This is a genomic window from Shigella sp. SIG6 (genome assembly GCF_053555815.1).
The window spans coordinates 1-9042 of the sequence record NZ_JBQZXC010000136.1; the positions used below are offsets into that span (position 1 = coordinate 1).

Consider the following 9042-nt stretch of genomic DNA (forward strand, 5'->3'; position numbering starts at 1 on the left):
TACGCTTTCCTCTTTCAGAGTCAACCCTGAATTTCAGGATTTTTTCTCTTCGTTGTTCCGACCATCCTGTGAAGTGTTTCACGTTGTCGTCTCAACGGAGGCGCATTATAGGGATCCCAATATTTTGCACAAGTATTTTTTTGATCTTTTTTTCTGTTTGTTGTTTTTTCACCCTTTTTGCTGCAATCGCACACAAAACGGTGCTTTTTTGCATACTAAAAGACTTGCACAAGGCCAATAATGCCCCCAAAGTCATTAGTAAATCATTTATTGCTGAGGTAAGTATGTCTGATGTTTTACGCCCATACCGCGATCTTTTTCCACAAATCGGTCAGCGCGTAATGATCGACGATAGCAGTGTCGTGATTGGTGACGTTCGTCTGGCTGATGATGTGGGGATCTGGCCGCTCGTTGTGATTCGTGGAGATGTACATTATGTACAGATCGGAGCACGCACCAATATCCAGGATGGCAGTATGTTGCATGTCACTCATAAATCCTCGTACAACCCAGATGGCAACCCATTAACCATTGGCGAAGATGTCACTGTTGGTCACAAGGTGATGCTCCACGGCTGCACCATTGGCAATCGAGTTTTGGTTGGGATGGGCTCAATTTTACTTGATGGCGCAATAGTAGAAGATGATGTGATGATTGGTGCGGGTAGTCTGGTCCCACAAAATAAACGGCTGGAGAGCGGATATCTGTATCTCGGTAGCCCCGTCAAACAGATCCGCCCGTTAAGTGATGAAGAGAAGGCTGGGTTACGCTATTCCGCGAATAATTACGTGAAATGGAAGGACGAATATCTGGATCAGGGTAACCAGACCCAGCCTTGATCATCTTCACTTTGTTCCTGAATTAAGTTTTCCGCTTCTTCTTCCAGGTCCCAGCGATGCTGACGAAAACTCGCTAACCACTGTTCTGGCGTATCTCCAGTAAAGCGATACGCCAGACTCTCGCCAGAGATCGCGCATGTCAGTTGCATACCATTCACGAGAGCGGGAAAACATACACATTTTTTATTCTCGTCCCACTCTTCCCTGTCCGGAAACTGGATGGCCTGATTCACGCGGACAATTCCTCCTGCAATTGCTTTATAACTGGTTCTACGTCAGGCAGAACACCGTGCCAGAGAAGAAAGGCATGAGCCGCCTGTGCCACCAGCATTCCTAAACCATCAGCATTACGCTTTGAGCCTCGCTGCTCACACCATGCCAGAAAAGGAGTTTTTCCTTTCTGATAGAACATGTCATAGCAATAAATGCCTGGATGAATGAGCGATGACGGGATCGCCGGAATATCACCACTGATGCCACTGGATGTTGCATTAATAATGAGATCAAACTCATGACCTTCCAGTTCGTCCATACCCAACGCCTGAATACTGCCAGTGTGCGCAAACAATTTAGCCAACTCTTCCGCGCGGGATACCGTCCGATTAGTGATTGTCACCGCACAGTCCAGGGAAAGAAGTGGCAGTAGTACGCCGCGAGATGCTCCACCAGCGCCGATAAGCAGAATACGTAAACCAGGGCGGATAAAAGACAGACGTTCCAGATCGCTTAACAAGCCTACACCATCGGTATTGTCACCCAGCAGGCGTCCATCTTCTAACCGCTTGAGGGTATTAACTGCACCAGCCAACGCTGCCCGTTCAGTAAGCTCATCCGCTCTGGCAAAAGCCTCTTCTTTAAAAGGCACCGTCACATTCGCACCTTTACCACCAGCACGAAAGAAAGCGTTCAGTGTGTTGATGAAATCATTGATGGGTGCCAACACGCGCCCATAGGGATGTTCAATATTCAGTTGCTGAGCAAATTGCTGATGAATGAATGGCGATTTGCTGTGGGCTATCGGATTACCAAAAACAGCATAGGTTTCCATTATGTTACCCCTGTCGAAACAGTTCACCCGTCAGGGCATCGCGGATTTCTGAAGGATTTAAACGCCCCCCCGTTTCACCAGGCACAACCGGGAACGCCGCGCCAAATTGTGCGCGAACTTCGTCTACTGTTCGACAAGGTGGCAATCCACTCAAGTTGGCACTGGTAGAAACCAGCGGTTTACCATAAGCCTGGCACAAAGCAACCACCAACGGATGGTCGGTGACTCGTACAGCAAGCGAATCAAAGCGGCCCGTCAACCAGCGCGGTGTTGTCGCAGGCGCGGGAAAGACAAAGGTGACAGGACCTGGCCAGCAGGAAAAAATGGTTTCACGCTGCACGTCAGTCAACATGGTGTCATCAATATAGGGTTTAAGCTGCTCGTAATTTGCCGCGATTAAAATCAGCCCCTTATCAACCGGACGCTGTTTTAACTCCAACAGTCTCATCACTGCTGTTTCGCTATCAGGATCGCACCCGACACCGAAAACGGCTTCCGTTGGATAGGCGATGACACGTTTTTCATTGAGGACATCTATCGCAGCTGCGATAGCGTCTCCTTGCAGGTTATTATTCACGTTATTATTCCGCCGAAACCGGCTTTCCACATTGTTTACTGGCACAAAAGTGTTTTACACCCTGCGCGGTTTTCTTTTCGATGAGTAGCGGATAATGACACTCAGGGCATTCTCCAGCTATTGGTTTGAAGTTAATGGCAAATTGACACTCCGGGTAGCGATCACAGGAGTGAAATGTTTTGCCATAACGGGAGCGGCGCTGGACCAGATGGCCCGTCCGACATTGGGGGCATGTAATTGCTGTTTCGTCCGGTTTATCGATAAGTTCGGTATGTTCGCATTCAGGGTAGTTACTGCAACCAATAAACATACCAAAGCGTCCCTGGCGTAATACCAGATTTGCGCCACATACGGGGCAAACCTGCCCCTCCAGAACTTTGACAATATGTCCATCCGCTGAAGATTTCAGAGGACGGACGTAGTCACACGCCGGATACTGTGAGCATCCAAGAAACGGACCGTGTTCCCCGGATCGAATAACCAGTTCAGCCCCGCACTTTGGGCAGGACTCATTATTACGCACCGTGAACAGTGCTGATTTTGCCATAACAACTTATGCTGAATTAAAGAAATGATTAATGCAGCATACCTTCATTCACTTCAAAGAGTAATTCTTCCATTTGCTGGTACGCATTTTCGCAGCCCGGGATGTTGAACAACACCATCAGGATCACCCATTTCAGATCATCCAGTTCGAACTCTGCGTTATCCAGCGCGAGCACTCGCTCTATCACCATTTCACGAGTTTCAAGGTTGAGCACCTGAATCTGCTCAAGGAAAAGCAGAAACCCACGGCAGCTGGCATCCAGTCGTTCACACTCTTCCGGTGTATAAATACGCATGGAGAGAGGATCCGAGGCCAGTTGCATCGGTTCTGCCAACCCTTCCTGATAATCAGCAAGTTTTTCCAGCCATAGCAGGGCATTGTAGATATCTTCTCGCTCAAAACCTGCGTCGGTAAGATCCTGTTCAAGTTTGTCTTGATCCACACGCAACTCAGCTTCAGTGTGAATATAGGTTTCAAACAAATACATTAGTACGTCGAACATGGCATGCCCTCCTCAATCGGACATAGCCGCCGGGTACAGCTGCGATCCATCCTGCTAACTCCAGTTCGAGTAGTTGAGTAACTACCTCTGGCGCAGGTTGGCCGGCACGTTCAGCGACGACGTCAACAGGTGTTACCTCATCTCCTACGTTAGCCAGGAGCTCAGGAAATGGCAATGCCACGTCTTGCTGATCTGGTGAATAAAATGAATTTTCAGGGGCGTCTGGCAACCAGTGCAATCCAAATTGCAAGTTTTCCAGAATTTCTTCCGGTTCCGTCACAAGAATCGCACCTTGTTTTATTAACCAGTTAGGCCCTTCGCTTCCCGGATTCCCTATTGGACCTGGCAAGGCAAAAACTTCACACCCCTGCTCAAGCGCACAACGTGCTGTCACCAGCGAACCACTGCGCAAAGCCGCTTCCACCACCAGTACACCTTTACTTAGACCACTGATAATGCGATTTCTTCGTGGGAAATTGTAAGCAAGGGGTGGAACATCGAGGGGAAATTCCGAGACGAGAGCGCCACCCTGTTCAAACAGACTGGCAGCCAGTCGGGCATGGCGACGCGGATGAATGGTATTAAGTCCATTCCCCAATACAGCAATGCTGACGCCATTTACCTGTAAGGCCGCTTTATGCACCACACCATCGATTCCACGCGCCAGTCCACTCGTAATTGTCACTCCACACGTCGCCAGAGTTTCGCAAAATAATCGCCCCCATCGCTCGCCATACCATGAATGCGCCCGACTCCCCACTACGGCAAGCTGAAATGAATGCAGCGCGTGCAGTTCTCCTTCAACAAACAGTGCGCCGGGGTAATCTGTCGTCGCCTGAAGTTGAGGAGGATAAAATTCGCTGTCCGCAGGGATTAAATGATGGTTGGGTTGCTCCAACCAACAAAGTGAGCTTTCGATACTCTTTCGTGGAAATGAAAGAAAGCGTTGTGCCTGCCGCAATGTAAGCCCTGTTTGCTGCAATACAACCGCATCAATATGCGACTGTTTTGCCAGCCAGTGAGCGATACGGACCATATCATCGCCGTACAAGCTGCTGATGCTCATTAAACGCAGCCAAATTTCTGTATCGACCATCCTTATCTCCCTGCCATAAGCAAGCCTTAGCAATCTTTGCGATTGGTCAGTGATGCTGTCAATCAGAGGGGGATTTGTCTAGAATAGAAGAAATAATCTTTCTAACTCCTGAACACATCTCTGGAGATTTATGTCAGTTTTGCAAGTGTTACATATTCCGGACGAGCGGCTTCGCAAAGTTGCTAAACCGGTAGAAGAAGTGAATGCAGAAATTCAGCGTATCGTCGATGATATGTTCGAGACGATGTACGCAGAAGAAGGTATTGGCCTGGCGGCAACCCAGGTTGATATCCATCAACGTATCATTGTTATTGATGTTTCGGAAAACCGTGACGAACGGCTGGTGTTAATCAATCCGGAGCTTTTAGAAAAAAGCGGCGAAACAGGCATTGAAGAAGGTTGCCTGTCGATCCCTGAACAACGTGCTTTAGTGCCGCGCGCAGAGAAAGTTAAAATTCGCGCCCTTGACCGCGACGGTAAACCATTTGAACTGGAAGCAGAGGGTCTGTTAGCTATCTGTATTCAGCATGAGATGGATCACTTGGTTGGCAAACTGTTTATGGATTATCTGTCACCGCTGAAACAACAACGAATTCGTCAGAAAGTTGAAAAACTGGATCGTCTGAAAGCCCGGGCTTAAGGATAAGAACTAACGTGTCAGAATCACTACGTATTATTTTTGCGGGTACACCTGACTTTGCAGCGCGTCATCTCGACGCGCTGTTGTCTTCTGGTCATAACGTCGTTGGCGTGTTCACCCAGCCAGACCGACCGGCAGGACGCGGTAAAAAACTGATGCCCAGCCCGATTAAAGTTCTGGCTGAGGAAGAAGGTCTGCCCGTTTTTCAACCTGTTTCCCTGCGTCCACAAGAAAACCAGCAACTGGTCGCCGATTTGCAGGCTGATGTTATGGTCGTCGTCGCCTATGGTTTAATTCTGCCTAAAGCTGTGCTGGAGATGCCGCGTCTTGGCTGTATCAACGTTCATGGTTCACTGCTGCCACGCTGGCGCGGTGCTGCACCAATCCAACGCTCACTATGGGCGGGTGATGCAGAAACTGGTGTAACCATTATGCAAATGGATGTTGGTTTAGACACCGGTGACATGCTCTATAAGCTCTCCTGCCCGATTACTGCAGAAGATACCAGTGGTACGCTGTACGACAAGCTGGCAGAGCTTGGCCCACAAGGGCTTATCACCACGTTGAAACAATTGGCAGACGGCACGGCGAAACCAGAAGTTCAGGACGAAACTCTTGTCACTTACGCCGAGAAGTTGAGTAAAGAAGAAGCGCGTATTGACTGGTCACTTTCGGCAGCACAGCTTGAACGCTGCATTCGCGCTTTCAACCCATGGCCAATGAGCCGGCTGGAAATTGAAGGACAGCCGGTTAAAGTCTGGAAAGCGTCGGTCATTGATACGGCAACCAACGCTGCACCAGGAACGATCCTTGAAGCCAACAAACAAGGCATTCAGGTTGCGACTGGTGATGGCATCCTGAACCTGCTCTCGTTACAACCTGCGGGTAAGAAAGCGATGAGCGCGCAAGACCTCCTGAACTCTCGTCGGGAATGGTTTGTTCCGGGCAACCGTCTGGTCTGATAGTCCACTCTTCTAAGCCCGGTCTTGCCGAGCATTTTTATACTTATGAAAAAACAACGTAATTTACGTAGCATGGCGGCCCATGCCGTTGAACAAGTCGTCGAGCAAGGGCAATCATTAAGCAACATTCTGCCACCGCTCCAGCAAAAAGTTTCCGATAAAGACAAAGCACTTCTTCAAGAGTTGTGCTTTGGCGTACTGCGTACGCTTTCGCAGTTAGACTGGCTGATTAATAAGTTAATGGCCCGTCCGATGACCGGCAAACAGCGCACTGTGCATTACCTGATTATGGTTGGTTTGTATCAACTGCTTTATACCCGCATTCCACCTCATGCTGCGCTGGCTGAAACGGTTGAAGGCGCTATCGCAATTAAGCGTCCGCAACTTAAAGGGTTGATTAACGGTGTATTACGCCAGTTCCAGCGTCGGCAAGAAGAGTTATTAGCCGAGTTTAATACCCGTGATGCACGTTATCTGCATCCTTCCTGGTTGCTGAAGCGTCTGCAAAAAGCGTATCCAGAGCAGTGGCAATCCATCGCCGAAGCCAATAACCAGCGTCCGCCAATGTGGCTGCGTATTAATCGTACGCATCATTCCCGCGACAGCTGGCTTGCATTGCTGGATGAAGCAGGAATGAAAGGTTTCCCGCATGCGGATTACCCTGATGCTGTACGGCTGGAAACACCTGCACCTGTTCATGCGCTACCTGGTTTTGAAGACGGATGGGTTACCGTTCAGGATGCATCAGCACAAGGTTGCATGACCTGGCTTGCGCCACAAAACGGTGAACACATCTTGGATCTTTGTGCCGCCCCCGGCGGTAAAACAACGCATATCCTTGAGGTGGCACCAGAAGCGCAGGTTGTTGCGGTTGATATTGACGAACAGCGCCTCTCTCGCGTTTACGACAATTTAAAACGCCTTGGTATGAAGGCAACCGTGAAACAAGGTGATGGCCGTTACCCTTCCCAATGGTGTGGCGAGCAACAGTTTGATCGCATTTTATTAGATGCGCCTTGTTCAGCAACGGGGGTGATTCGTCGCCATCCAGATATTAAATGGTTACGTCGCGATCGCGATATCCCGGAACTCGCGCAATTGCAGTCTGAAATTCTCGACGCCATTTGGCCGCATTTAAAATCCGGTGGAACCCTGGTCTATGCCACCTGTTCGGTGTTACCGGAAGAGAATAGCCTGCAGATTAAAGCCTTTTTGCAACGTACCGCTGATGCCGAACTTTGCGAAACAGGAACACCAGAGCAACCGGGTAAACAAAATCAGCCTGGTGCCGAAGAGGGCGACGGCTTCTTTTACGCTAAGCTAATCAAAAAGTGATGAGATAACGGGTCGCGACTGATGAAAATTATCATTCTGGGTGCCGGCCAGGTTGGCGGCACACTGGCGGAAAACCTGGTTGGCGAGAACAACGATATTACTGTTGTCGATACCAACGGTGAGCGTCTGCGGACTTTGCAGGATAAATTTGACCTGCGAGTCGTGCAGGGGCATGGCTCTCATCCACGCGTATTGCGGGAGGCAGGTGCCGACGACGCCGATATGCTGGTTGCTGTAACCAGTTCAGATGAAACCAATATGGTTGCCTGCCAGGTAGCCTACTCACTTTTCAACACCCCTAATCGCATCGCTCGCATCCGCTCACCAGACTACGTACGCGATGCCGATAAGCTATTTCATTCAGATGCTGTACCGATTGATCATCTGATCGCACCAGAGCAGTTGGTTATCGATAATATTTACCGACTGATTGAGTATCCAGGCGCATTGCAGGTGGTGAACTTCGCTGAGGGTAAAGTCAGCCTCGCTGTAGTTAAAGCCTATTATGGCGGCCCGCTGATTGGTAATGCACTTTCGACCATGCGCGAACATATGCCACATATCGATACTCGTGTGGCAGCAATTTTCCGCCACGATCGCCCCATTCGTCCACAAGGTTCGACCATTGTTGAAGCTGGTGATGAAGTGTTCTTTATTGCCGCTTCACAGCATATCCGCGCGGTGATGAGTGAATTACAGCGACTGGAAAAACCGTATAAACGGATCATGCTGGTTGGTGGCGGTAATATCGGTGCAGGGCTGGCGCGTCGTCTGGAAAAAGATTACAGCGTTAAACTCATCGAACGTAATCAGCAGCGCGCTGCCGAACTGGCGGAAAAGTTGCAGAATACGATCGTCTTTTTTGGTGATGCGTCGGATCAAGAACTGCTGGCCGAAGAACATATCGATCAAGTTGATCTGTTTATTGCCGTCACCAACGATGACGAGGCCAATATCATGTCCGCCATGCTTGCCAAACGTATGGGTGCGAAAAAGGTGATGGTATTGATCCAGCGCCGCGCTTATGTGGATCTGGTTCAGGGGAGCGTGATCGATATTGCAATTTCACCACAACAAGCAACTATTTCTGCGTTGCTTAGCCATGTGCGAAAAGCAGATATTGTTGGTGTTTCCTCATTGCGCCGCGGCGTAGCAGAAGCTATTGAAGCCGTTGCTCACGGTGATGAAAGCACCTCACGCGTTGTCGGCAGAGTCATTGACGAAATCAAGCTACCGCCAGGAACGATTATTGGAGCGGTGGTACGTGGAAACGACGTGATGATTGCCAATGACAATCTGCGCATTGAGCAAGGCGATCACGTAATTATGTTCCTCACAGATAAAAAGTTTATTACCGACGTCGAAAGACTCTTCCAGCCAAGCCCTTTCTTCTTGTAATTAATAAGGCGTCTAATGACGCCTTATTATTTCCCTTTGATTATCAAGGATTAATTAAATTCATTCCTGGCAGGAAAATGGCTTAACATTTGTTAGAC

At 49.2% G+C, this 9042-nt stretch carries 11 protein-coding genes; 5 read left to right on the plus strand and 6 right to left on the minus strand.

The window, feature by feature from the left end; genetic code table 11:
- Positions 1-284: 284 nt before the first annotated feature.
- Positions 285-839, plus strand: a complete 555-nt coding sequence (locus ACUU1M_RS16915; RefSeq protein ID WP_001286216.1) for a gamma carbonic anhydrase family protein — start codon at positions 285-287, stop codon at positions 837-839.
- Here ACUU1M_RS16915 and ACUU1M_RS16920 read toward each other — a convergent pair.
- The 6 genes from ACUU1M_RS16920 to dprA are packed head-to-tail and all read right to left on the minus strand — an operon-like array spanning position 815 to position 4609.
- Entirely contained in the window at positions 815-1072 is a 258-nt protein-coding gene (locus ACUU1M_RS16920; protein WP_001070563.1) for a DUF1488 family protein, read from the minus strand. The genes ACUU1M_RS16915 and ACUU1M_RS16920 overlap by 25 nt on opposite strands.
- A complete protein-coding gene (aroE, locus tag ACUU1M_RS16925; RefSeq protein ID WP_000451217.1) occupies positions 1069-1887 on the minus strand; it encodes a shikimate dehydrogenase in 819 nt (272 codons plus the stop codon). Before aroE ends, ACUU1M_RS16920 begins: the two co-directional genes overlap by 4 nt.
- Positions 1888-1891: 4 nt before the next feature.
- On the minus strand, positions 1892-2464 hold the full coding sequence (gene tsaC, locus ACUU1M_RS16930) for an L-threonylcarbamoyladenylate synthase type 1 TsaC (protein ID WP_005050640.1): 573 nt from the start codon (positions 2462-2464) through the stop codon (positions 1892-1894).
- A gap of 4 nt (positions 2465-2468) precedes the next feature.
- On the minus strand, positions 2469-3011 hold the full coding sequence (locus ACUU1M_RS16935) for a DNA topoisomerase family protein (RefSeq protein ID WP_152029023.1): 543 nt from the start codon (positions 3009-3011) through the stop codon (positions 2469-2471).
- 28 nt (positions 3012-3039) lie between these two features.
- Positions 3040-3513: a DUF494 family protein Smg gene (smg, locus tag ACUU1M_RS16940; protein ID WP_000460680.1), complete on the minus strand. Its 474-nt coding sequence runs from the start codon at positions 3511-3513 to the stop codon at positions 3040-3042.
- Positions 3485-4609, minus strand: coding sequence for a DNA-protecting protein DprA (dprA, locus tag ACUU1M_RS16945; protein ID WP_000228521.1), 1125 nt, complete (start codon positions 4607-4609; stop codon positions 3485-3487). Before dprA ends, smg begins: the two co-directional genes overlap by 29 nt.
- A 130-nt stretch (positions 4610-4739) precedes the next feature.
- Between dprA and def the strand changes: the two genes are divergently transcribed.
- From def to trkA, 4 genes are read left to right on the plus strand one after another with little or no spacing between them, the layout of a single operon-like run.
- The gene (gene def, locus ACUU1M_RS16950; protein WP_000114986.1) at positions 4740-5249 is read left to right on the plus strand and encodes a peptide deformylase; all 510 of its coding nucleotides are present in this window, start codon (positions 4740-4742) and stop codon (positions 5247-5249) included.
- Positions 5250-5263: 14 nt separating this feature from the next.
- Positions 5264-6211: a methionyl-tRNA formyltransferase gene (fmt, locus tag ACUU1M_RS16955; protein WP_000004429.1), complete on the plus strand. Its 948-nt coding sequence runs from the start codon at positions 5264-5266 to the stop codon at positions 6209-6211.
- Between the two features lie 45 nt (positions 6212-6256).
- Complete coding sequence (gene rsmB, locus ACUU1M_RS16960) at positions 6257-7546, plus strand: 16S rRNA (cytosine(967)-C(5))-methyltransferase RsmB (protein ID WP_005078004.1); 1290 nt, start codon at positions 6257-6259, stop codon at positions 7544-7546.
- A 21-nt stretch (positions 7547-7567) separates the two neighbouring features.
- Positions 7568-8944 carry a Trk system potassium transporter TrkA gene (gene trkA / locus ACUU1M_RS16965; protein ID WP_000691382.1) on the plus strand — a complete coding sequence of 459 codons (1377 nt, stop codon included), beginning with the start codon at positions 7568-7570 and terminating at the stop codon, positions 8942-8944.
- Positions 8945-9042: the final 98 nt, after the last annotated feature.